At 71.2% G+C, this 22293-nt stretch carries 24 protein-coding genes and 1 tRNA gene; 9 read left to right on the plus strand and 16 right to left on the minus strand.

The window, feature by feature from the left end:
- Positions 1-22: 22 nt before the first annotated feature.
- The 4 genes from AB0F70_RS00380 to AB0F70_RS00395 form a co-directional block, all read right to left on the minus strand.
- Positions 23-96, minus strand: a tRNA-Pro gene (locus tag AB0F70_RS00380).
- Positions 97-270: 174 nt separating this feature from the next.
- The gene (locus tag AB0F70_RS00385; RefSeq protein ID WP_357442345.1) at positions 271-1962 is read right to left on the minus strand and encodes a PQQ-binding-like beta-propeller repeat protein; all 1692 of its coding nucleotides are present in this window, start codon (positions 1960-1962) and stop codon (positions 271-273) included.
- A 95-nt stretch (positions 1963-2057) separates the two neighbouring features.
- Positions 2058-2750: an alpha/beta hydrolase gene (locus AB0F70_RS00390; RefSeq protein ID WP_357442347.1), complete on the minus strand. Its 693-nt coding sequence runs from the start codon at positions 2748-2750 to the stop codon at positions 2058-2060.
- Positions 2747-3592, minus strand: a complete 846-nt coding sequence (locus AB0F70_RS00395; RefSeq protein WP_357442349.1) for an LLM class flavin-dependent oxidoreductase — start codon at positions 3590-3592, stop codon at positions 2747-2749. The genes AB0F70_RS00390 and AB0F70_RS00395 overlap by 4 nt, the downstream gene beginning before the upstream one ends.
- 87 nt (positions 3593-3679) lie before the next feature.
- On the opposite strand from AB0F70_RS00395, the gene AB0F70_RS00400 reads away from it, so the two are divergent.
- Positions 3680-4579: a LysR family transcriptional regulator gene (locus tag AB0F70_RS00400; RefSeq protein WP_357442351.1), complete on the plus strand. Its 900-nt coding sequence runs from the start codon at positions 3680-3682 to the stop codon at positions 4577-4579.
- Between the two features lie 6 nt (positions 4580-4585).
- On the opposite strand, the gene AB0F70_RS00405 is transcribed toward AB0F70_RS00400, so the two are convergent.
- Positions 4586-5353 (minus strand): helix-turn-helix domain-containing protein, encoded by a 768-nt coding sequence (locus tag AB0F70_RS00405; RefSeq protein ID WP_357442353.1) that lies wholly within the window; start codon positions 5351-5353, stop codon positions 4586-4588.
- Between the two features lie 112 nt (positions 5354-5465).
- On the opposite strand from AB0F70_RS00405, the gene AB0F70_RS00410 reads away from it, so the two are divergent.
- On the plus strand, positions 5466-6059 hold the full coding sequence (locus AB0F70_RS00410) for a hypothetical protein (protein ID WP_357442355.1): 594 nt from the start codon (positions 5466-5468) through the stop codon (positions 6057-6059).
- Positions 6060-6095: 36 nt separating this feature from the next.
- Here the strand turns inward: AB0F70_RS00410 and AB0F70_RS00415 are convergent, their stop codons facing one another.
- Entirely contained in the window at positions 6096-7199 is a 1104-nt protein-coding gene (locus AB0F70_RS00415) for a bifunctional NAD(P)H-dependent oxidoreductase/GNAT family N-acetyltransferase (RefSeq protein ID WP_357442357.1), read from the minus strand.
- A 30-nt stretch (positions 7200-7229) separates the two neighbouring features.
- On the opposite strand from AB0F70_RS00415, the gene AB0F70_RS00420 reads away from it, so the two are divergent.
- Positions 7230-7715, plus strand: a complete 486-nt coding sequence (locus AB0F70_RS00420; protein WP_357442359.1) for a MarR family transcriptional regulator — start codon at positions 7230-7232, stop codon at positions 7713-7715.
- 42 nt (positions 7716-7757) lie between these two features.
- On the opposite strand, the gene AB0F70_RS00425 is transcribed toward AB0F70_RS00420, so the two are convergent.
- From AB0F70_RS00425 to AB0F70_RS00435, 3 genes are all read right to left on the minus strand, one after another.
- A complete protein-coding gene (locus AB0F70_RS00425; RefSeq protein ID WP_357443531.1) occupies positions 7758-8465 on the minus strand; it encodes an ATP-binding cassette domain-containing protein in 708 nt (235 codons plus the stop codon).
- Positions 8466-8584: 119 nt separating this feature from the next.
- Positions 8585-9631 (minus strand): ABC transporter permease, encoded by a 1047-nt coding sequence (locus AB0F70_RS00430; protein WP_357442361.1) that lies wholly within the window; start codon positions 9629-9631, stop codon positions 8585-8587.
- 2 nt (positions 9632-9633) lie between these two features.
- On the minus strand, positions 9634-10707 hold the full coding sequence (locus AB0F70_RS00435; RefSeq protein ID WP_357443533.1) for a substrate-binding domain-containing protein: 1074 nt from the start codon (positions 10705-10707) through the stop codon (positions 9634-9636).
- Between the two features lie 115 nt (positions 10708-10822).
- Here AB0F70_RS00435 and AB0F70_RS00440 point away from each other — a divergent pair, with 115 nt between their 5' ends.
- A complete protein-coding gene (locus AB0F70_RS00440) occupies positions 10823-11875 on the plus strand; it encodes a LacI family DNA-binding transcriptional regulator (RefSeq protein WP_357442363.1) in 1053 nt (350 codons plus the stop codon).
- Positions 11876-11901: 26 nt separating this feature from the next.
- Here AB0F70_RS00440 and AB0F70_RS00445 read toward each other — a convergent pair whose 3' ends face one another.
- The 6 genes from AB0F70_RS00445 to AB0F70_RS00470 all read right to left on the minus strand — a co-directional run bounded on the left by AB0F70_RS00445 (position 11902) and on the right by AB0F70_RS00470 (position 17973).
- Positions 11902-12693 (minus strand): ABC transporter ATP-binding protein, encoded by a 792-nt coding sequence (locus tag AB0F70_RS00445; RefSeq protein ID WP_357442365.1) that lies wholly within the window; start codon positions 12691-12693, stop codon positions 11902-11904.
- On the minus strand, positions 12690-13712 hold the full coding sequence (locus tag AB0F70_RS00450; protein ID WP_357443535.1) for an iron chelate uptake ABC transporter family permease subunit: 1023 nt from the start codon (positions 13710-13712) through the stop codon (positions 12690-12692). Before AB0F70_RS00450 ends, AB0F70_RS00445 begins: the two co-directional genes overlap by 4 nt.
- On the minus strand, positions 13709-14785 hold the full coding sequence (locus AB0F70_RS00455) for an ABC transporter substrate-binding protein (protein WP_357442367.1): 1077 nt from the start codon (positions 14783-14785) through the stop codon (positions 13709-13711). The genes AB0F70_RS00450 and AB0F70_RS00455 overlap by 4 nt, the downstream gene beginning before the upstream one ends.
- 123 nt (positions 14786-14908) lie before the next feature.
- Entirely contained in the window at positions 14909-15895 is a 987-nt protein-coding gene (locus AB0F70_RS00460) for an NADP-dependent oxidoreductase (protein WP_357442369.1), read from the minus strand.
- A gap of 218 nt (positions 15896-16113) precedes the next feature.
- On the minus strand, positions 16114-17100 hold the full coding sequence (locus AB0F70_RS00465) for an aldo/keto reductase (protein ID WP_357442371.1): 987 nt from the start codon (positions 17098-17100) through the stop codon (positions 16114-16116).
- A 78-nt stretch (positions 17101-17178) separates the two neighbouring features.
- Positions 17179-17973: an SDR family NAD(P)-dependent oxidoreductase gene (locus tag AB0F70_RS00470; protein ID WP_357442373.1), complete on the minus strand. Its 795-nt coding sequence runs from the start codon at positions 17971-17973 to the stop codon at positions 17179-17181.
- Between the two features lie 187 nt (positions 17974-18160).
- On the opposite strand from AB0F70_RS00470, the gene AB0F70_RS00475 reads away from it, so the two are divergent.
- The 5 genes from AB0F70_RS00475 to AB0F70_RS00495 all read left to right on the plus strand — a co-directional run bounded on the left by AB0F70_RS00475 (position 18161) and on the right by AB0F70_RS00495 (position 21392).
- Complete coding sequence (locus AB0F70_RS00475; protein ID WP_357443537.1) at positions 18161-19042, plus strand: metal ABC transporter substrate-binding protein; 882 nt, start codon at positions 18161-18163, stop codon at positions 19040-19042.
- Positions 19039-19845 (plus strand): metal ABC transporter ATP-binding protein, encoded by an 807-nt coding sequence (locus AB0F70_RS00480; protein ID WP_357442375.1) that lies wholly within the window; start codon positions 19039-19041, stop codon positions 19843-19845. Before AB0F70_RS00475 ends, AB0F70_RS00480 begins: the two co-directional genes overlap by 4 nt.
- Positions 19842-20708 carry a metal ABC transporter permease gene (locus AB0F70_RS00485; RefSeq protein WP_357442377.1) on the plus strand — a complete coding sequence of 289 codons (867 nt, stop codon included), beginning with the start codon at positions 19842-19844 and terminating at the stop codon, positions 20706-20708. Before AB0F70_RS00480 ends, AB0F70_RS00485 begins: the two co-directional genes overlap by 4 nt.
- A gap of 61 nt (positions 20709-20769) precedes the next feature.
- Positions 20770-21069: a toxin HicA gene (locus tag AB0F70_RS00490; protein ID WP_357442379.1), complete on the plus strand. Its 300-nt coding sequence runs from the start codon at positions 20770-20772 to the stop codon at positions 21067-21069.
- Positions 21066-21392, plus strand: coding sequence for a type II toxin-antitoxin system HicB family antitoxin (locus tag AB0F70_RS00495; protein WP_357442381.1), 327 nt, complete (start codon positions 21066-21068; stop codon positions 21390-21392). Before AB0F70_RS00490 ends, AB0F70_RS00495 begins: the two co-directional genes overlap by 4 nt.
- 68 nt (positions 21393-21460) lie before the next feature.
- Here the strand turns inward: AB0F70_RS00495 and AB0F70_RS00500 are convergent, their stop codons facing one another.
- Positions 21461-22252 (minus strand): enoyl-CoA hydratase-related protein, encoded by a 792-nt coding sequence (locus AB0F70_RS00500; RefSeq protein ID WP_357442383.1) that lies wholly within the window; start codon positions 22250-22252, stop codon positions 21461-21463.
- Between the last annotated feature and the right edge of the window lie 41 nt (positions 22253-22293).

Below are 22293 nucleotides of genomic sequence, written 5' to 3' on the forward strand. Positions count from 1 at the left end.
TAAACAGGTGAGGGGCGATCTGTCGGGCTGACAGGATTTGAACCTGCGACCCCTTGACCCCCAGTCAAGTGCGCTACCAAGCTGCGCCACAGCCCGCGGTCGTTTCGAGCATGCTCGACACTACCGGTTTTGGCCCTTTGGGGCCGACGGAAATACTACCCCAACTCCAGCCCCACGCCCGACCAGAAGGGGGGTGTCACCGCCAATGCCGCAGATCACAGTCCAGGACCCACCATTCGGTCGAGGCCTCGTCCCGGGCTTCCAGCGGGTTCATCCGAGCCCCCGGACGCCGTTGCGGCTGACCTCCAGCAGGCGCCCGTCCACCGCGACCAGCGCCGGGACGGCCACCTCCTCGTCGTCCGGACCGCTGCTGGCAGCCTCCATCCTGCTCGTGGCGGCCTCGTCGCTCTCCTGCCAGAGCAGCTCGCCGGAGGCCGCGTCGAGCGAGACCATCCGAGGGAGGCCGGAATCGGCCTGGATCAGGTGCAGCAGTACGGCCCGGCCGTCGGTGAAGGTCCCGATCACCCAGTCTCCTGCTGCGGGGGTGTCCCACCGCCACCGTTCCGTGCCCGTGTCGACGTCCAGCCCGCGCACGTCCTCCGCGCCCTGCGCCCTGACGACGACGGTCCGGCCCACCTGTGCGAGGAACGCGTGCTCAGGAGCCTGGGCCGCGATGTCCCATCGTGGGAGACCGTCCGCGTCGTAGGCGAGCAGGCGCCCCCCGGTCTCATCGGTTCCGAGCAAGGTGTCCGGACCCGCTCCGTCCGCGACGCTCGGGCCGCGCACATGACCGGAGACGTCGACGACGACGGCGCCGTCGTCGTCATAGATGACGGTGCGCGCCGGACCGCTCTGGTCCAGCCACGCGTAACCGCCCAGGGCAAGGCTCTCCGCGTGGCCAGTCCCCGGGTCGGGCTCAGGATCCAGCAGCAAGCCGTCCGGGGTGACGGCGGCCGCGACGCCGCACCCGTACAGCCGCACGAGGTCGGCGCTTGCGTGCCCGCCGAACCCGTCCGGGTGGACCTCCCCGTCGAAGGCCAGTCCCCCGTTCGGGTCCTCCCAGGAATCGTCCCAGCACTCCCAGGCTTCCGCCCCCTCGAACGGGACGGTAACGGTCCAGAGCTCCTCCCCGGTGACGGCGCTCTCCGCCCGGAGCCCGACGTCCCGCCCGGCGGCGACGGTCCCGGTGCACTCCCCCGAGTCCTCGCACCTGGCGTCGCCCAGGTCCACCTCTGACTCCGGCCCGATCCGCATGGCACGCAGGACCGTTCCGTCGGGTCCTGGCCGGGCCGACCCGTGCCGGCGCGTGTCCGAGGGGTCGAGCGTCCGCGGTGCGGAGACCGTACCGTCGGGCCGCACGCTCACGGCCTCGCGGTCCGCCGCGGCGCCGTACAGGCACACCATCATCGACACCGAACGGGCCGGCGCGCCCTGGTCGGGCGAGACACCTGTCGGCCCGCACGCCGGATCGTCGCCGAGCGGGACGACCCAGGCTTCCTCGCCGGTCGCGGGATCGAGCGCGACCAGGTCGCGGCCGGACTGGAACGCCAGGATGTCGCCGAGGACTATCGCGTCCGTCCCGCCCAAGCCCCGGTCGACGAGGCCGACGTCCCCGTCCCACACCCACTTCTCCGTCAGCGGCGTCGACACGTCCTCGACACCGCCGCCGAAGTCGCGCATCCGCTCGATCCGCGCGGCGTCCCGCACGCCGTCCGAGGCGATGCCCGTCCCGAGCGCGATCGCCAGGACCGCCGCGACCGTTGGGACCGTCCGCCGCCAGGCGTCCGTCCCGCGCGCGGCCGGCGCGTCCGGCTCGCGGTCGGCGTCGTCCGCGACGGCGGGGGCCGCCGCCTGGACCGTCCCGTTCGCACCGGGAGCTACGGGCGGACGGTCCGGGTCAGGCTCGTCGTGCTCAACCAGATCGAATACGAATGCGGAGCCCTCGTCCGGATCACGCAGCATGGAGAGAGCATAGATGCGGATAGAGCACCGCAGGGGTCGAACACCGAGACCCGCCGCCTCCGCCCCGCTATCGCGTCGCGGCTGTCCCGTCGCAGCTATCCCGTCACGTCGGCCGCGTACGCCTCCAGCCTGTCCGCGAGCTCCACGGGCCGGCTCAGCGCGACGCAGTGGCTGCCGGCCATCTCGTCGGGCACGATGCCCAGGCGGTCGGCAACCAGACGGCGGAAGAAGTCCGGCGGGAAGAAGCGGTCCTCGCTGCAGAGCAGGAACCGGGTAGGCACGTCGGGCCACGCGGCCAAGGGCCACGGGGCATCCGTCGCGGCGCTCGACGGATGCTCCCGTCCCTTGCTCATCGCTTCCTCCGCGATCTCCCGCGGCACGTCGTGATAGAAGCTCACGTACGGGTCCGCGCTGCCGGTCAGGCCGCCGTCCCGCTCGGCCGCCTCCGCCACCGCGCTCCCGTAGCCGGTGTTCGCCCACCAGTCGTCCGGCGACTCCCCCGGCGCCGGGATCATCCCGGCCAGCAGGACCAGCGCATCCGCGTGCAGACGGTCGGCGACGAGCGGCGCGGTGAACGCACCGAACGAGTGGCCGACGACGACCACGTCCCGCCTCGGGCCGACGGCCTCCACGACGACGTCCGCGTAGTCCACCAAGGTCTTCGAGTCGTCGTCGGCCGGAAGGTCGGGGGCCACGACGTCGTGCCCGCGCGCTCGCAGCTCGGCCTCCACCCGGTGGAAGTGCCAGCCGACGTCTCCGCCCCCGTGAATCAGTACAAAAGTGCTCATCCTGCTACCGCCTCCTTGCGCGACGTGGTGGGAGGACCGTCCCGGAGGACTCCCCGCACGTGGTCGAGCGTCATCTCGTCCGGGTCGAGCTCCGTCAGGCGCCAGGTGGCGCCGGCGGCAGCGTACCCGGCGGGGTCCGCGCCGGGCGCCACGGGCACCACCAGGTCGTAGGGCGCCGAGGGGTCCGGCCGGAGGCCGCTGATCGTCTCGCGCAGCTCGGCGAGCTGGTCGGGGTGCCGGACGCCGATCGGGAAGTAGCCGTCGAACCTCGCCGCGCGGCGCACCGGGTTGACGCGGCCCGCGTAGCCCGCGACCCAGACCGGCACCCGCGGCTCCTGCACGGGCATGGGCAGGAAGGTGATGTCGTCGACCACGTAGTGCTTGCCGCGGTGGTGGACGGGCAGCCCCGACCAGGCAGCGGTGAGGATGTCCAGCGTCTCGTCCAGCAGCTCCGCCCGGACCCGCGCGTCGACCTCCTCCCCGGTGCTGACGAACTCCGCGCCGTAGACGTCGCTGCCCAGCCCGACGCCGAGGGTCAGCCTGCCGCCGGAGAGCTGGTCCAGCGAGGCCGTCTCCCTGGCCAGCTTCACCGGCCGACGGCGGGCGACCGGCGTGACCATCGGCCCCAGCCGGATCGACTCGGTAGCGATTGCCGCCGCCGCGAGCGAGATCCACGGGTCGCCGACCTGCTGCACGGGCGCGGCCCACGCGATGTGGTCCCAGAGGAAGAACCCGTCCCAGCCGACCTCCTCGGCCTCGGCCGCGAGCCGTGCCACCACCCGCGGATCCGCCAGCTCGTCGAAGACCGGGATCCAGAATGCCGATCGAATGTGTGTGGTCATGGCAGCCACGCTAGAACCGGGCGACCATCGTGAAAAGCGATGAAATCCGATGGTGACGATCGCGTCTGGCGATATACCCTTGCTGACATGACAGACGTGGAGCTCCGGCATCTCGCGACCTTCGCCTTTGTCATCGGCGAGGGCTCGTTCGGCCGGGCGGCCGCCCGGCTCGGGTACACCCAGTCGACGGTCAGCCAGCACATCGCCGGCCTCGAACGCGCCGTCGGCGGCCGCGTCTTCGACCGGCCCGGCGGCCCGCGCCCGGTCCAGCTCACCCCGCTCGGCAGTGTGGTGCAGGTGCACGCCGCCGAGCTGCTCGCCAGGGCCGACGCCCTGGACGCCGCCGTCGAAGGGTTCAAGGCAGGCGAGGGCCGCCTCACGATCGGCACCTTCCAGAGCGTGTCCAACACCGTGCTCCCGGTCCTGGTCCGCAGGCTCCTCGACGAGTTCCCCGGTTGCGAGATCCGGCTCTCCGAGGACGAGTCAGACTCCCCCGACCTCGCACGGGTCGACCTGCTCTTCTACGACGTCCGCAAGGACGACGCCGGCGTCGAGTACGTCAAGCTGCTCGACGACCCGTACTTCCTCGTGGCCTCCCGCGGGCGCTTCCCGGACGGCCCCGTCGACCTCGCCGCGCTCGACGGGGCGCCGATGGTCGCCTGGCCGCCGGACTGCGCGCAGCCGGCCCTCGAGGAGGCGCTCGCCGCGAGCGGCGTCCGACCCGAGTACATGTTCCGGGCCGGCGGCAACGAGGCGGTGCTCTCGATGACGCGCGCCGGTCTGGGCTCTGCGATCCTCCCCTGGCTGGCCATCCACGGCGCCGGCGCCACGACCGACGAGACGCTGAGCATCCACGAGCTGCGCCCGGCGGTGGCGCACCGCGAGCTCTACCTGCTCCGCCGGGCCCACCGCACCCTCTCCCCGCTCGCCGCCCGGGCCGTGGAGCTGACCGTCGAGATCGCGCAGGACCTGAGACATCTCCAGTGAGCGGGCTCAGGCCCGGGCGCTCGCCCCGCCGACGCCGGCGACCAGGGCGTCGCCCAGCTCGGAGCGCAGGTACAGGACCGAACGCCCGTGTCGCGCGCTGGTCAGCAGGCCAGCGGAGCGGAGCGCCCGCAGGTGCTGGTTGACGGCGGACGTCGTCACCCCGAGCCGGCCCGCCAGCTCGGTGGACGACGCAGGCGCCGCCAGGACCGTGAGCAGCCCCGCACGCGGCGCCCCCACCAGGCCCGCGAGCGCCTCGGGTGCGCGCCGGGGCTCGGCCTGCCACAGCGTCCCGACGCCGCGTGCGCCGTACATGACGACGGGCGGTTCCTCCGGTGAGATCGGCGCCGTCGCGCCGCGGGTGAACAGCGTCGGCACGAGGGTGAGTCCTTCGCCGGTGGTGGGCCGGCGGAACCGGGCGTCGGTGCCCAGGCGTACGCGCACCACGCCGTCGAGCATCCGCGCATCGGGGACGTTCTCGACGGCGGCGAGCTCGTCCCCGATGCGGGTGAGCGGGCTGTACGGCCGGGGCGTGAGGTAGTCGGGCGTCCAGAGCACGGAGTTGGTCAGCGCCAGCAGCAGCGGCAGGTCCAGCGCCGAGCGCGCCTGCTCGGTGCGCTGGAGCCAGGGCAGGTGGACCGGGTACCGGCCGAGGTCGCGGAACGTGCGCAGGGACAGGGTGAGCTCGGTGAGCGGCGACACGGCGAAGCGCACGTCGGCGACGTCCATCCCGGCGAGCTCGTACTCGATCAGTCCGCCGGACCGTCGCGGTTCCATGAAGCCGCAGGCTACATCAGTTGATCGGGGCACCCTCGGCGGCGGACAAAGGGGCGTGCAACAGACCTTCTTTCCCAGCGACCGTGTCGCGCGCTCCCTGACCCTCAGCACCATGGCGTTCGCCCTGTCCAGCGGCGTCTTCTACACCGTCAGCGCCCTGTACTTCACGCGCGTCATCGGGCTCGGTGCCACGACCGTGGGCCTCGGTCTGGGCATCGCGGGCGGCGTGGGCGTGCTGGCCGCCTACACCGCTGGATGGCTGTCGGACCGGGTGGACGCCCACCACGTCCAGGCCTGGGCAACGGGCCTGAACGGGCTGGCGATGCTCGCCTACACCCTCGCGTCGGACGCCGTCGTGTTCACCCTGGTCGCGTGCCTCGCCATCGGCATGCGCTCGGCGAACGGCTCGTCGAAGCAGGCGATGCTCGCGCGGTGGTACACCGGGCCGGAGCGCGTAGAGGTCCGCGGCTGGGGCATGGCCTTCGAGCTCGCCGACCCCCAGCGCGCCGGCGCGTACCAGGGCCTGAGCCAGACCGGCTACGCCGTCGCGTCGATGGTCGCCCCCGCGCTCGTGACGGCCACCGCCATCGAGCACGGGACGGTGGGCTGGCTGGGTCTGGCCGCCCTGTTCGTCGTCGCAGGGACGGCCGCCGCGGTGGTGGCCCGCGGCGGGGTCGGGAAACGTACCGCGGCCGTCGTGCGTTGACCCGCAGAACGCCCGAACCGCGCAAGACACACCCGGTCAGACGCCGACCCGCTCGGCGTCGGCCACCACCTCCTGGGACTGCACCGCCTTGGCCAGGTGGGCCACTCCCGCGGACGTGGACTCGTGGTGGTATCCGGCCCGGCCGTAGATGCGGAGGTTCCTGGAGCTCAGGGCACCGGTGAACAGCCTGAGGAGCGTAGTGCCCTCGGGAGCCTGTGCCTCCGCCCAGGACAGGAGGTACCGGCCCAGCCCGCGACCCCGGTGATCGGGCGCCACCATGAGGCGTCCGATCTCCCAGGTCGTCCCCTGGCTCCGCGCCCGCACGGCACCCACCACTCGCCCGCCGTCACGCAGCACCCAGGTGGCATGCTCGGCGATTCCCCGCCGGACGACGTCGAGCGGCTCGTGGAGCGCCTGGATCTCGAAGGTGGCGTTGACCACCGCCTCGTCGACCCAGCAGCAGCGTTGCAGGACCAGCAGCTCGCCCGCGTCGTCGTCCCGGGCCGGCGCGATGGTGATCCCTGCGTGCTCCGGCGCGGTGAGCCGGGTTCGCCCAGGACGACGCAGCACATCGAGCAGCCCCGCGAGCTCGTGCAGCTCGTCGAGGATGCGCACGGCCGCTGCGTCGCGCCTCGTGTCCGCGACGAGCCCGTCGCCGTCGAAGCTGTCCGCGATGCGCAGGTTCACCGTCGCCCGGATCGGCACCATGCCGAGCGTGACCGCGACGCTCTTGGCCATGTGCGCCGCGCGCGTGCCCGCCGAGGTGTTGCCGTAGGAGACGAATCCGATCGGCTTGCCGGCCCACTCGGCCGACAGGGCGTCGAACGCGTTCTTCAGCGCCGCCGGCATGGCGTGGTTGTACTCCGGTGTGCAGATGACGAACGCGTCGGAGCCCGCGACCAGCTCGCTCCAACGGCGCGTGTGCTCGTGCACGTACTGCCCGGTCGAAGGGTGCTCCGGCTCATCGAGGAACGGCAGGTCGATCTCCGCCAGGTCGGCAAGGGTGCACTGCACCCCGAGCGCCTCCGCGCGTCGGGCGACGGCCGAGGTGAACCAGTCGGCCACCGCCGGCCCACGCCGCCCGGGGCGGGTGCTGGGCACGACGACCAGGACCCTCGGCATTTTCGTTGACGTGTACATGAAATCGAACCTACGGGTAGGGTCATAGACATGTCAACGACCAACCCTGCACCCTTCCCCGGGCAGCGCGGCACGCGGCGCTGGCTCACCCCTGACGAGGAGGCGGCGTGGCGCGCGTTCCGCCGCATGCTCGTCGCGGTCACCGAGCGGACCACGAAGGACCTCTCCCCCGCGAACCTCTCGATGCCCGACTACGACGTGCTCAGCACGCTCGCCGACCGGGCCGACCACCGGTGGGGACTGCGGGAGATGGCGGAGAAGATGGAGTGGTCGCGCAGCCGCCTCTCGCACCAGATCAGCAGGATGCAGACGCGCGGGCTCGTCGACCGCCTGCCCGACGACACCGACCGCCGCGGCGTCGTGCTTCAGCTCACCCCCGCAGGCCTGGCCGCGTTGCGTGAGGCGACCAGCACGCACCTGGCGTCGGTACGACGCCGGTTCGTCGACCACCTGAACCCCGAGGAGCTCGAGACGATCCGGGACCTTGCCGACAGGATCGCCGAAGCACCTGGCTAGACCGGAGAGTCCCGGCAGGGCCAGGCGCCCCGGCGCGTGCCGTCAGCCCTCCGCGGCGCCCGTCATGATCGCCACCGCCTCGGTCATGGTGTGCGACTGCGGCGTGATCGTCGCCGCACGCCGGCCGAGCCGCTGGATGTGGATCCGGTCCGCGACCTCGAAGACCTGCGGCATGTTGTGGCTGATGATGATCACCGGCACCCCCTTGTCGCGCAGGGTGCGCACCAGCTCGAGCACCTGACCCGACTCGCGGACGCCGAGCGCCGCCGTCGGCTCGTCGAGGACGACAACCTTCGAGCCGAAGGCCGCGGCCCGCGCGACGGCGACCGCCTGGCGCTGCCCGCCGGACAGGTTCTCGACGGGAACCGTCACGTCCTGCAGCGTCGAGATGCCGAGATCGCGCAGCTCGCGACGGGCCCGATCCCGCATCCCCGCGCGGTCGGTCATGCGCAGCACCGAGCCGAGCACGCCCTTGCGCCGCACCTCGCGGCCGAGGAACAGGTTCGCGGCGACGTCGAGCGACGGAGCGACGGCGAGCGTCTGGTAGACGGTCTCGATCCCCGCCGCCCGTGCGTCCTGCGGCCGCTTGAAGTGCACCGGCTCGCCGTCGAGGAGGACCTCGCCCCGGTCGGGGACCTCGGCGCCGGTCAGGCACTTCACGAGGGTCGACTTGCCGGCGCCGTTGTCGCCGATGATCGCGAGCACCTCGCCGCGGTAGAGCTCGATGTCCACGCCGTCGAGCCCGACCACATGGCCGAAGGTCTTGACGAGCCCGCGGGCCTGGAGGACGGGCTTCCGCTCGTCGGACGACGGAGGGCCGGCCGCTGTGGCTGCGTCGGTGTCGGTGTCTGTGTCTGTGTCGGTGGTCGTCACTTGCGCACCTTCCTGATCCACTGGTCGAGGGAGACCGCGACGATCACGAGGACGCCCACGGCAAGGGTCTGGTAGAGCACGTCGAGGCCCGCGAGGGACAGCCCGTTGCGGAACACCCCGACGATGAGCGCGCCGAGCAGGGTGCCCCAGACCGTGCCCCGGCCGCCGAACAGGCTCGTCCCGCCGATGACGACGGCGGTGATCGAGTCGAGGTTCATGTCGATGCCGACGTTGGGACTCGCGGCGTTGGCCCGCCCGATCTGGATCCAGGCGGCGAGCGCAAGGATCGCCCCGGCCGCGAGGTACACGCTGAGCAGCACGCGGTGGACGCTGATGCCCGACAGCCGCGCGGCGTCGCGGTCGTCGCCGACGGCGTAGACGTGCGTACCCCAGGCGGTGCGCCCGAGCACGAACGCCACCACGAGGTAGGCCGCGAGCATGAGGATCACGCCAGTGGAGACCCGCACGCCGAACACCGGGAACGTGGTTCCCGTCCACGTCATGGCCGCGGGCATGTCGCCGCCGCGCACGGTGGCCCCGTGCGAGTACAGGAGCGTGACCGCGAGGTAGATGTTGAGCGTGCCCAGCGTGGCGATGAAGGGTGGCAGCTTGAAGCGGGTCACGAGCAGGCCGTTGAGGCCGCCCGCGGCGAGCCCGGCGACCAGCCCGAGGAGCAGCGCCACCACTGGCGACGCCCCGGCCGACGTGGTGATCTGGGCCATGACCATCGAGGCAAGGACCATCGTCGCGCCGACCGACAGGTCGATGCCCGCGGTGAGGATCACGAGCGTCTGGGCGACGGCGAGGGTGCCCACCACCGCCACCTGCTGCGTGATCAGGGACAGGTTCGCGGGCGCCCAGAACCGGTCGTTGAGGAGGCCGAAGACGATGACGGACACGACGAGCACTATCGCCGGGCTCAGCGCCGGGTAACGGTGCAGCACGCCGCGTGCGCGTTCGAGCGGGGTCCGGCGGTCGAGGAACTGGGCGGCCGGTTCGTGCGCCGGTTCGTGAGTCGCGGCAGGAATGGTGGATGCGCTCATCGTCAGCCCCAGCAGAGGTCGGCCGCGGCGGCCGAGTCGATGGACTCGACGCCGTCGGCGGGTGTGTCCGTCACGAGCTCGACACCGGTGTCGAAGAAGTCGAGCCCTTCGGTGGTCTTGGGCACGGTGCCCGACTCGGCCAGCTCGGCGATCGCCTCGACGCCCAGCTCGGCCATCTTCACGGGGTACTGCTGGCTCGTGGCGCCGATCACGCCTTCCTTCACGTTGTCGACGCCCGCGCAGCCGCCGTCGACCGACACGAGGACGACGCCCTTCTCCCGGCCCGCGGCCTCCAGGGCCTGGTACGCGCCGTACGCGGCCGGCTCGTTGATCGTGTAGACGACGTTGACGTCCGGGTTCTTGGTGAGCAGGTTCTCCATCGCGGTGCGCCCGCCGTCCTCGGCGCCCTGGCTCGCCTCGTTGCCGACGATCTCGTAGTCCCCGCCGCTGTAGGTCCCCGTGGGGGCCTCGTCACCGTTGGTGCTCGGGTCCGCGACGTCGATCCCCATGCCCTCGAGGAATCCCTGGTCACGGTCGTAGTCGACCGAGACGACCTTGTCGTCGAAGAGGTCGAGCAGCGCGATGGTTGCCTTCTCGCCGTCCAGCTGGGCGGCCGCCCACTCGCCGATCAGCACGCCGGCCTGGCGGTTGTCGGTGGCGAACGTGATGTCGACGGCGTCGGCCGGGTCGGGCGGCGTGTCCAGGGCGATCACGTACAGGCCCGCGTCGCGCGCCTTCTTCAGCGCGTCCACGACGGACGGGCCGTTCGGCGTGATGAGGATGCCCGCGTCACCCCGGGCGATCGCGTTCTCGATCGCCTGGATCTGGGTCTCCTCGTCGCCGTCCGCCTTGCCTGCGGCCATGGTCAGCTCGACACCGTGGTCGACGGCGGCCGCCTCCGCGCCGTCCTGCATCGCGACGAAGAACGGGTTGGTGGTCGTCTTGACGATCAGCGAGACGCCGACACCGTTGTCACCGCTGTCACTGTCGCCGCACGCGGTGAGGCCGAGCGCCCCGAGTGCGATGGCGCCGGTCAGCGCGATACCGCGCCGCAGCGCGGGTCGGTCATTGGTCAGTGTGTTCACCGTCGAACTCCTTCGTGGGGCCGGTTGCCCGACAACGTTGTCAGGTCCATGTTTAACCGAAAGTCCCGGTAGGGTCAAGGCAACAACGCAAAGGAGCGGCCCAGATATGACATCGGTGTCAGACGATTCCTCGCCGTCGGTGCGCCAGCGGCGGCCGACGATGCGCGACGTGGCGCGTGTCGCCGGCGTCGGCATCAAGACCGTCTCGCGGGTCATCAACGGCGAGCCCAACGTCTCCCTCGCGACCGCCGAACGCGTCAACCGCGCCGCGGCGGACCTGCACTACGAGCCGGACCTCCAGGCCGGCAACCTGCGCCGGTCCGACGGCCGCTCCCGCACCCTCGGCCTCCTCGTCTCCAGCGTCGCCAACCCGTTCGCCGCGCAGGTGCACCGGGCGATCGAACGTGTGGCCACCGAGTACGGGTACGCGGTGCTCGCGGCGAGCCTGGAGGACGACCCGGCCGCGGAGCTGCGGGCGGTCACCGCGCTCGCCCGGCGCCGGGTGGACGGGTTCATCGTCACGCCGGTCCGCGACGACCAGTCGTACCTGCGGGTGCACGTCGACCGCGGGACGCCGCTGGTGTGCGTCGACCGGACGCCGCACGGCATCGAGACCGACTGCGTGGTGACGGGGAACGTCGACGGCGCACGCGACGCCGTCCGCCACCTGGTCTCGTACGGGCACCGGCGGATCGCGTTCCTCGGCGACCTCGAACGCATAGAGACGGCGCGCCTGCGGCGGGAGGGCTACCTGACCGAGCTCGCCACCGCCGGGATCGACGCCGACCCCGCCCTGATGGTGCTCGGCCTGCACGACGACGCGAGCGCCACCGCCGTCGTCCGCACGCTCCTCGCCCTTCCCGACCCGCCGACCGCGATCTTCTCGAGCCAGAACCTGATCACTATCGGCACCATCCGGGCCCTGCAGCAGCTCGGCCGGGAGCAGGAGATAGCCCTGGTCGGGTTCGACGACGTCGAGACGGGCGACCTCATGAAGCCGGCGGTGACGACCATCGCGCAGGACCCGGACCGCATCGGCCGCCTCGCGGCGGAGCGGCTCTTCGCACACCTGGAGGGCGACACCAGCGCCGCGCGGCAGGTGGTGGTGCCGACCCGCCTGATCGTGCGCGGCTCGGGCGAGATCCCTGGGCCTGCTTGACCAGTCCGCCGGATCAGGCCGCCGGATCAGCTGTGCAGGCTTGCTCGGTCGAGCGGCCCCGGCTGGAACGTGACCGTCGGCCGGCCCGAGCCGTCGTCGTGGCTCACGCGCGCCCGGACGCCGTAGACCTCGGCGATGAGCTCGGCGGTCAGGACGTCCGCCGGCGGCCCCGCTGCGACCACGCGCCCCTGCTGGAGCACGACCACCGTGTCGCAGAACATCGCGGCGAGGTTGAGGTCGTGCAGGGCGACTATCGCGGTCAGCGGCAGCGCCGCCACGAGCTCGAGCAGCTCGAGCTGGTGGCGGATGTCCAGGTGGTTCGTCGGCTCGTCGAGCAGCAGCTCGCGCGGCTCCTGCGCGAGGGCCCGGGCGATGTGTGCCCGCTGACGCTCCCCGCCGGACAGCGTGTGCCAGAGATGACCCGCCTTCGCGGTGAGCCCGACGTGCTCCAGCGCCTCCGCGACCACCCGTTCGTCCCGCGCGAGCTCACCGCCGAGGGCTGACCGGTGCGGGGTGCGGCCCAGCCGGACGACGTCGCGCACCACTATGTCGACGTCGGTGTCGGCGTGCTGGGTGACGCTCGCGACGGCCCTGGCGATCTCGCGACGGCGCAGCCGGGCGAGGTCGATGCCGTCCAGCGCGACCGTCCCGGCGTCGGGCCGCGCGATGCCCTGCAGCAGCCGCAGGAGCGAGGACTTGCCGGAGCCGTTGGGACCGAGCAGGCCGATGGTCGACCCGGGCTCGGGTCGCAGCGTGACGCCGTCGAGCACGAGCGTGCCGCCGCGCCGCCAGGAGACGTCTCGGGTCTGGAGCGTCATGCGCGTCCCCTTCTGCGCAGCAGCAACAGCACGAACACCGGGACGCCCACGAGCGCCGTCCCGACACCTACCGGCAGGGGTGTCGGCGCGAAGGCGACCCGGGAGACGGCGTCGACCCAGACCATGAACACCGCGCCGAGGACGATGGTCGCCGGGATCACCCGCGCGTGACGCTGCCCGAACAGCAGCCGCGCCGCGTGCGGCAGCACGAGCCCCACGAACCCGATGGCGCCCGCGATGCTCACCAGCGTCGCGGTGAGCAGGGCCGTCAGGACGAGCAGCAGCACGCGCGTCCGGGCCACCGCGATCCCGAGCGACGCCGCGACGTCCTCACCGAAGGCGAAGGCGTCCAGCGTGCGGGCCGAGGCGATGCAGACGATCGCGCCGATCGTGACCACCACGGTGCTCAGGACGACGTCGTCCCACCGCATCCCCTCCAGGGAGCCCAGGAGCCAGAACATCACGCCGCGGGCCTCGTCGGAGTCCGCGAACGCGAACATGACCAGCGACGTCAGCGCCGAGAACAGCTGCGTGCTCGCCACACCCGCGAGGATCACCCCCGAGGTGCCGCCGCTCGCGAAACGCGCCAGCAGCAGCACGAGGCCGAAGGCCACCAGGGCGCCGAGGAACGCGCCGCCGGAGAGGCCCAGAACCCCGCCGCCGAGGCCGAGCATCCCGAACAGGACTGCCCCCGTGGAGGCGCCGGACGAGACGCCGAGGACGAACGGGTCCGCCAAGGGGTTCCGCAGCAGCGACTGCAGGATCGCGCCGCACAGCCCCAGCCCCGACCCGCACGCGGCGGCGACGAGCGCGCGGGGCAGCCGCTCCTGCCACACGATCGCGTCCTCCGAGATCCGCACCGGGATCTCGGCGAACCCCAGGTGGTTCAGGAGGATGTCCCGCACGTTCACGAGCGACACGTCGGCCGGCCCCAGGGTGACGGCGACGCCTACCGACACGGCGAGCAGGACGATCCCGCCGAGCGTCAGGCCTGCGGCCGCGAGCGGCTTCGTGCTCAGGGCTTGTCCTTGTTGAGCGAGTCCTTGTTCGCGAGCCACCACGCCTGGATCTTCTCCAGCCCGTCGACGAACCGGATGGACGGGTTCATCTCCGCACCGTGCAGCGGGATGAACCGCTCCTCCTGGACGGCGTCCAGGGTGCTGGTCAGCTCGTCACTCTTGAGGAACTCGATCTTGTCGTCGAGCAGGTCCCCGGGGAACCGGTCGCGCTGCAGGTCGCCCAGCACGAGGATGTCAGGGTCCGCCTCGACCACGCTCTCCCAGCCCATCGCGGGCCAGTCGTCGACGGAGTCCTTGAAGACGTTCTCCAGCCCGGTGGTCGTCGCCAGGTACGACGCCGAACCCAGTCCGCCGGCGACATACGGGGTCTTCGTGTCGGCGAACCAGAACATAACCGTCCGCCCCTCGAAGTCGACACCCTCGGTCGCGGCCTCCGCACGCTCCCGCAGGTCCGCGACCAGCGCCTCGCCCCGGTCGGCGACGTCGAAGATCTCCGCCAGCTCGTGGATCTCCTGGTACAGCTCGTCAGCGGTCAGCGGCACCGTCCGGGCACCGCCGCCGTTGACGCTCTGACCGTTGTCGCAGTCCGTCGGCGACAGGTAGGAACCGATGCCGGACTCGCCGAGGCGCTCGCGGGCGACGACGCCGCCCTCGTTGTAGTGCCGCCCGAACGAGGCGGTGACGAAGTCCGGGTCCGCCCCCAGGAGCACCTCGTACGTCGGGGCGTTGTCGGCGAGCCGCGGCACGTCCTCGTTCGCCTCGGCGAGCGAGTCCAGCACGGGGTCCGTCCAGGACGCCGTGCCGACGATCCGGTCCTCGAGGCCGAGCGACAGCAGGATCTCGGTGGAGTTCTGGTCGAGGGACACCACGCGCGCGGGGGCCGACTCGACGGTGACCTCCTGGCCGCAGTTCTCCAGCGTGAGCGGGTACTCGGTGCGGCCCTCGCCGGCCGGCGCCGCCTGCGCGGGCTCCACGACCTCGGACGCTCCGCATCCGGTCAGGCCGACGAGGACGACGGCGGCGAGCGCCGCCGTGCGCGCGCGTGTTCCCGCGCGCATTCCAGTGATAACCACGGGTCTCCTGAGGTCGTGCTGCGGTGCCCCGCGGTCACGGAGCGTTCGAGCGTTGTGAGGTGAGGTTAACCTAACTTCTGTCCACACCGTTCACTCGTTCACCCGGCACGACCGTCACCTGGCTCAGAGCTCCAGGACGATGCGCCCCCGCAGCTTCCCGCGCGCCAGGCGCTCGTGCGCGGCGACCGCGTCGGCCAGCGGATAGACCGCGGCCACTCGTGTGGTGAGCTCGTCGCGCTCGACCATGCGTGCCAGCCGCTCGATGGCGTCATGCCGTTCCGCGGACCCCATCACGTAGGAGTAGAAGGGCCTGACACCGCGGTCCGGCACCAGGTCGGTCGGTAGGTAGAAGGCGATCTGGCCGCCGTCCCGGACTGCTGGCAGCACCGCGTCGGTGAGGATCGCGGCGTCGGCGAGGGCATCGGCGCCGCGCCCCTCGGTGAGGTCTCGGACGTCCTGGACGAACTCCGGCGCGCGCCCCACGGTGTGCGTCGCGCCCAGCGTGCGCACGAGTTCCTCGTCTCCTCGTGCGGCGTCGGCGATCACGACGAGACCTCGTCCGGCGCCCAGCTCGACCAGGTAGCCGCCCACGGCGCCTGCGGCGCCTGTCACGGCCAGCGTCGACCCGTGCTCCAGCGCGAGCGCCTCGAGGGTCAGCTCCGCGGTCAGCGCGTTGGACAGGAACGACGCGGCCTCGACGAAGCTCACGTTCGACGGCTTGCGCGTGATCGACTGCGCGGGAAGCACAATGGACTCGCTGTAGCCACCGTGAGCCCCGGAGGGCACGACGAAGCCGACCACGTCGTCGCCGACAGCGAGGTCGAAGCCGTCGGGCTGGTCCGGCCCGATCTGGTCGATCGTGCCCGCGACGTCCATGCCGGGCACGACGGGGTGCGCGGTGTCCGCGTCCATCCCGGAGAACGCTCCGGAGCGGATGATCGCGTCGACGGGGTTGACCGCCGCAGCGCGGACGCGGATGCGCACGCCGCCCGGGCCCGCGTGAGGTTTGCGCAGGTCGACGAATCCCAGGACCTCGGGTCCTCCGTGGTGAGTGAACCCCATGGCCTTCATCTGTCCTGCCGGTGCGGGCGGGTTCGCGTTGGTCTCCACGTCTGTTCCTCTCGTGCTGATGGCTCTCGTGCTGACGAGACGTCGACGCTGAGCCTGACCCGTCGACGTCATCGAATCTGCCATGGCGCCCGCGACTGGAACAGGACAGAGATTCCTCCCCCCTTCGCCACGGCCCTTGCCGTCCACTCCCTTGCCCTCTACCCCCTGGCCTGCTCGGTCGGCAAGGTTCAGGTGCGTCAGAATGATCTTCTGGTGCCTCAGCGGTTGACGTAGCCCATGTGGGTGGGGTTGTAGCGGTCGCCGTGCACGCCGACGCGCTGGGCGAGGGTGTCGAGGTCGGCACGCTCGTCCGCGGACAGAGCGACTGTGGTCGCGGCGGAGTTCTCTTGGATGCGGCTGGTGCGCCGGGTGCCGGGAATGGGCACGATCCACGCCTGCTGGGCGAGCAGCCAGGCCAGCGCGACCTGCCCGGGTGTGACGCCCTTCGTGTCGGCCAGATTCTTGACGTGGTCGACGAGGGCCTGGTTGGCGGCCAGGTTGTCGGCCTCGAAGCGCGGAACGCGATGACGGATGTCGCCCTCGGTGAAGGTGCTGCTGGTGTTGACGGTGCCGGTGAGGAACCCCTTGCCGAGCGGGCTGAAGGGTACGAACCCGATGCCGAGCTCGGCCAGGGCGGGCAGCACCTCGGCTTCGGGGTCGCGCGTCCACAGGGAGTACTCGCTCTGCACCGCGGTGATCGGGTGGACTGCGTGCGCAGCGCGGACCGTGTCGGCGGACGGCTCGGACAGCCCGAAGTGCCTGACCTTGCCAGCGGCGATGAGCTCACCGACCGTGCCTGCGACGTCCTCGATCGGGACGTCCGGGTCGACCCGATGCTGGTAGAACAGGTCGATCCGGTCGGTACGCAGTCGTCGGAGGGACGCGTCGGCGACGCGACGGATCTGCTCGGGCCGGCTGTTCAGCCCGACGCTCTGACCGTCCTGGATGTCCCAGCCGAACTTGGTCGCGATGGTGACCTGGTCCCGGATCGGGGCAAGGGCCTCGCCGACGAGCTCCTCGTTCTCGTACGGGCCGTAGACCTCCGCCGTGTCGTAGAACGTGACACCGTGGTCGACGGCGGAGCGCAGGACGGCGATCATCTCGTCACGGTCGCCGGGGTTGGGCCCGTAGCTCTGGGACATGCCCATCGCGCCCAGCCCGACGGCCGAGACCTCGAGTCCTTGTCCGAGGGTCCTGGTGTGCATGAGTCAGTCCTCCTTCAGTGTGGTGCTCAGTCCCGGTACCGGGTCGCCGGCACGGGCGTGACGTTCCCCGAAGCCCGGTCAGCTCTCGGCAGTCACCAGGTAGCGGACGGCGGGTGTCGGTTTGTTGCCGCCGAACATCAACGTGGCCTCGGCCGAGGCCAGGGCGTCCAGCGCGGCGGCCTGGTCCTCGAGTCCGGGGATACAGATCGACTCGCCGAGGCGCAGTCCTGTGAGGCTGGCCTGGACCACGCCGTCGGCCGACATTGCGGTAGGCCTCGGGGTGCGGCGTCCGCCGCCGAACTCGGTAGCAGTGCTGCCAGGGACCACGAGCTGGGCGCGCACGCCGGTGTCGGCGACCTCTATGGCCAGCCCTCGGGTGAAGGCAACGATCGCGGCCTTTGCGGTCGCGTACAGGGTGCGGGCAGGGATGTGCTCCTCGGAGACCCCCGCACTGAAGGCCAGCAGCGAGGAGACGGTGATGATCGTGCCGTCGTCGGCGGCCAGCATCCCGGGGAGCGCTGCGCGTGCCAGCTCGATGGTCGCCAGTGCGTTCAGGGTCATGAACGGGTCGATGGCGGCCTGGTCGGTCTCGGCGACCCGACCTTCGCCGGCGGCCCCTGCGTTGCTGATCAGCAGCCGGACGTCACCGGCCGAGAGCCGCTCGACCACTGCCGCGACGCCGGACCGGGTGCTGAGGTCGACGGGGAGCAGCTCGGTCGCGGCGCCGACGGTCGCCAGTTCTTCCGCCAGGGCGACGAGCCGGTCCTCGCGCCGCGCCACCAGGACGAAGTCGTGCTCGGCGGCCAGCGTCCGGGCGTAGGCCAGACCGATGCCGGAGGAGGCGCCCGTGATCAGGGCAAGTGCGCGAGTCATACGGCGACGATAAATCAGACGTTAGATAGCTATCAAGCGTTTGAGCCTTTGCTTGTCTGGCTACGTCACCATGACGCGGAGTTTGGGTCAGCAAGTACTTGTGTTCGGGTGTCCGAACTTTTAGGGTCGTGGCATGCCCAGCACTCGCCGCGCCGTCGCCGCCGTCCGCCTCGCACTCCCCCTGGTCATGGTCGCGGGGGCCATGTCAGGATGCGCGGCCTCGGCGCAGGGTTCGGGGTCCGACGACCGGCCCGTGGTGCTGACCACGTTCACCGTGCTCGCGGACGTCGCGCAGAACGTGGCCGGCGACCATCTACGGGTCGAGTCGATCACCAAGGTCGGCGCGGAGATCCACGGGTACGAGCCGACGCCGCGCGATATCGCCAAGGCGTCCGAGGCCGACCTGATCCTGGACAACGGGCTCAACCTCGAGTCGTGGTTCGGGCAGTTCGTCGAGTCGGTGGACGTTCCGCACGTCGTCGTGTCCGACGGCGTCGAACCGCTGGACATCACGGAGGACGCCTACGCGGGCAAGCCGAACCCGCACGCATGGATGAGCCCGGTGAACGTCCAGCTCTACGTCGACAACATGGTCGACGCGTTCGCCGAGCTCGACCCGGAGCACGCCGCCGACTTCGAGGCCAACGGCGCCGAGTACCAGGCGAAGCTGCAGAAGGTCCAGGACGAGCTCGTCACCGGGCTGTCGGCGCTGCCCGAGAACCAGCGGGCGCTGGTGACCTGCGAGGGCGCGTTCTCCTACCTCGCCCGCGACGCCGGCCTGACCGAGCAGTACATCTGGCCCGTGAACGCCGAGCAGCAGGCCACCCCGCAGCAGATCACCTCGGCCATCGAGTTCGTCGAGACCAACGACGTCCCCGCCGTGTTCTGCGAGTCGACGGTCTCCGACAAGCCCATGCAGCAGGTCGTCGAGGCGACCGGCGCGGCATTCGGCGGCACGCTCTACGTCGACTCGCTCTCCGCGGCCGACGGGCCGGTGCCGACCTACCTCGACCTCATCCGGTACGACGCCACGACGATCGTCGACGCACTCACCGGGAGCGGCTCGTGAGCCCCGCCAACGAGGATCGAGCGAACCAGACTCCCGCCATCGAGGTGTCCGACGTCGTCGTCCGCTACGGCGAGGTGGTCGCCCTGGACGGCGTGTCCCTCAGGGTCGCCCCCGGCCGGGTGACCGGGCTCGTCGGGATGAACGGGTCGGGCAAGTCGACGCTGTTCAAGGCGATCATGGGGACGGTCCGCCCCGACACCGGGACCGTCCTGATCGACGGCGCCGCCCCGGTCGCGGCCCGCAAGCAGGGCCTGGTCGGGTACGTGCCGCAGAGCGAGGACGTCGACTGGGCCTTCCCCGTCTCCGTCCGGGACGTGGTCATGATGGGCCGCTACGGCCGCCAGGGCCTGACCCGGCGAGCCCGGCACGCCGACCACGCCGCCGTCGCCGAGGCCCTCGACCGGGTGGAGCTCACCGGCTACGCCGACCGGCAGATCGGGCAGCTGTCGGGCGGGCAGCGGAAGCGTGCATTCGTCGCCCGCGGCATCGCGCAGGACGCCCGGATCCTCCTGCTGGACGAACCCTTCGCCGGCGTCGACAAACGCTCGGAGGCCACCATCGTGCGGCTGCTCAGAGAGCTCGCCGACGACGGCCGGACCGTCCTGGTCTCCACCCACGACCTGCACGCCCTCCCCCGGCTCGCGGACGAGGCGGTGCTCCTGCTGCACCGGGTCCTGTTCCACGGCGGGGTCGCGGAGGCGCTGCGGCCGGACAACCTCGCCCGCGCGTTCGGGCTGGACGTGCTGGACAGGGATCTCGACAGGGATCTCGAGCGAGACTTCGACAGGGAGGGATCCGCATGAGCCTCCTCGACCTCCTGCTGGAGCCGCTGCAGTTCGACTTCATGGTCCGCGCCCTCGTGACGACGGTCATCGCCGCGATCGTCTGCGCGCTGCTCTCGTGCTGGCTCGTCCTGGTCGGCTGGTCGCTGATGGGCGACGCCGTCTCGCACGCCGTCCTGCCCGGGGTGGTGATCGCCTACGTGCTCGGTGCGCCGTTCGCGCTCGGGGCCCTCGTGTTCGGCTTCCTCGCCGTCGCCCTCATCGGCGCGATCCGCGGCACGAGCCGGATCAAGGAGGACGCCGCGATAGGGATCGTGTTCACGACCCTCTTCGCGCTCGGCCTCGTCCTGATCTCCGTCACGCCGAGCAACACGGACCTGAACCACATCATCTTCGGCAACATCCTCGGCGTCTCCAACCCCGACCTCGTCCAGATCGCGATCCTCGCCACGATCGCCTTCGTGATCCTGGTCCTCAAGCGCCGCGACCTGACGCTGTACGCGTTCGACCCCATGCACGCCCACGCGATAGGGCTCTCGCCCCGGTTCCTCGGGGCGCTGCTGCTCGGGCTGCTCGCGCTGACCGCCGTCGTCGCTCTCCAGGTGGTCGGTGTGATCCTGGTCGTGGCGATGCTGATCATCCCCGGCGCCACCGCCCACCTGCTCACCGACCGGTTCGGGCGCATGCTCGTGATCGCCCCCGTCCTGTCGGCGGCCTGCTCGGTGGTGGGCATCTACCTCAGCTACTGGCTCGACGCCGCCTCGGGCGGGCTCGTCGTCCTTGTCCAGGGAGCGGCGTTCCTGCTCGTCTACCTGTTCAGCCCGCGCCACGGTCTGATCAGCAAGCTACCCGCGGCCCGACGGCGGACAGCTGTCTCGAACTGAACGACGCGCTGCGGATGCCTATCACCTGACCCAGCAGTATCACTATTGATACCGTGGCGACATGGGGAAACTAGACAAGATCGTCGAAGCGATGCGCGCCGGCCCGGCAGGAGTCCGGTATGCGGACCTGTTCAAGGTCTGTGAGCACTACTTCGGCGAGGCACGGCAGAGCGGATCCTCGCATGCCGTCTTCAGGACGCCCTGGCAGGGAGACCCCCGCGTCAACATTCAGAACGACCACGGCAAGGCGAAGGCTTACCAAGTGCGGCAGGTCCTCGCCGCAATCGCCAAGCTTGAAGAGGAGCAGGACACCACCGAAACGGCCACAAACACAGAGCAAGGCAAGGAGAAGAAGCTGTGACCGCTGACCACTACACCTATCGTGTCCATTTCTCGGCAGCAGACGGCGAGTACGTCGCCACCGTCGCCGAGTTCGCATCCCTGTCGTGGCTCGACAGCAGCCCCGCGGGCGCACTCCTGGGACTCATGCAGGTCGTCACTGACGTCGTCGAGGACCTGCGCACCTCAGGCGAACCCGTACCCGCGCCGCTGGCGGACCGCGAGTATTCCGGCAAGTTCATGGTCCGCATCCCGCCCGAGGCCCACCGCCGCCTCGCCATCGAGGCCGCCGAACAGCATGTGTCGCTGAACCGCCTCATCGCCGATCGCCTCGCAGTCGCGTGACGGGAGCCTGACGGGCGGTTCGGCGCCGTCCGTCAGGCCGCAGACGCACGGCCTGGCGGACCGCCTGCTCACCGGCCCGTGAAGACCGGCGTCTCCCGGTTCAGGAACGAGGCGACGGCGCCCGCGTGGTCGCTCGTCGCACCGCAGGCGATCTGGCCGAGTGCCTCGGCCTCGAGCGCCTCGTCGAGGCTGAGGCCCGGCGCGTGCCCGATCAGGCGCTTGCTCTGCGCGAACGCGGCGGTCGGCCCGGCGGCGAGCTGCCTGGCGAGGTCGACCGCCCGGGGCAGCACGTCCTCGGCGATGACCGTCTCGCCGGAGATACCCCAGGCGATGGCCTCCTCGGCGGTGAACGTGCGCCCGAACAGCATCAGCTCCTTCGCCCGGGCGTCCCCCACCGCGCGCGGCAGCGTCACCGACAGGCCCGTGTCGAAGGTCAGCCCGATCCCGGCGAAGGCGGTCGCCAGCTTCACGCCGTCCGCGAAGACCCGGTGGTCGCAGGCCAGCGCGAGGCCGAGCCCGGCCCCGACGCAGGTGCCGCCCACCGCGGCGATCACGGGTTTGGGCATGGTCAGCAGGTTCCGGACGATGGGCGTGTAGTGCTCGCGGACGGTCGCGAACGCCGACTCCGCGCCGCCCTCCAGGGCCTTCGCGTGCTCGCCGAGGTCCTGCCCCAGGCAGAACGCCCTGGCCGACCCCGTGAGCACCACCGCGCGCACCTGCTCGTCGGCGGCGATGTCCGCGACGGCGTCGCGCAGCATCACCTTGGCCGCGGAGGTCAGCGCGTTGCGGTGCTCGGGGTCGTCCAGCGTGATCGTCGCTACCGCGTCCCTGCGGTCGACGACGACGGGGGTGTCGGTCATAAGAACTCCTTCAGAGTCTGCGGTCCGAACCTGCGCGAACG

The sequence above is a fragment of the Promicromonospora sp. NPDC023805 genome (assembly GCF_040639635.1).
GTDB lineage: Bacteria > Actinomycetota > Actinomycetes > Actinomycetales > Cellulomonadaceae > Promicromonospora.